The organism is Oleiphilus sp. HI0043, from assembly GCF_001634935.1.
Map to the genome: position 1 here is coordinate 1 of NZ_LWEY01001641.1, position 756 is coordinate 756.

Consider the following 756-nt stretch of genomic DNA (forward strand, 5'->3'; position numbering starts at 1 on the left):
GTCGATGACGCAGTGATCGTTGGGGAGTCAATTCATAGCCAGAATCAGGCAGGAAAATATGGTAGTGAAGGCGCGCTTGCTGGTGTCTATGACGTATATAAACCGATACTTTTTGCAGTCACTACAACCATTGTAGCCTTTTTGCCTTTACTGTTCTTACCAGGCCCCGAGGGTCAGTTAATGCAGGCGATACCTATTATAGTTATTTGTATTCTAGTGTTTTCGCTCTTGGAATCGATCTTTATTCTACCTGCGCACTTATCCCGTAAGGCATCAACATCAAGCGACGAAAAGAAAGACAGTCTGTTAAGTAAAATACAAAAGCAATTCAGCCAACACCTCGATAAATTAAACCAAGGTTTATATCAACCTTTATTAGTGATGGCTCTAAAACATAAAGAACTGGTTATCGTTAGTTTTAGCTTAATGTTTATCATCTTTATGGTCTTACTATCGACTGGTTGGATGAGAGTGGCGTTGGGCGTCGCGATTGATGCAGAGGTTGTTAATGCCTCAGTTGCTTTTCCGGAGGGCGCTTCACGCAAAAAAACTGAAGCTGCAGTGAATAAAATGTTGAAGGCAGCGGAAGATTTGCGTATTGAGCTAAACGAGTCTTCTTCGCCCAGTATTAGTGAACCTGTAATCTTGCACGTTTATTCGGTTATCGGCCCAACGCTTAAGATATCGAATCAGGAAAACAAACAAAACCTTGATCATACCGCCCAAGTAACGCTAGAACTGTCTGACTCAAAAACG

Annotated in this window: 1 protein-coding gene; it reads left to right on the forward strand. The window is 41.9% G+C overall.

The genetic code is table 11. The annotated features are described in order from the left end of the window. The coding region (locus A3729_RS24925) for an efflux RND transporter permease subunit (protein ID WP_197476063.1) at window positions 1-756 on the forward strand (756 nt) is incomplete at both ends.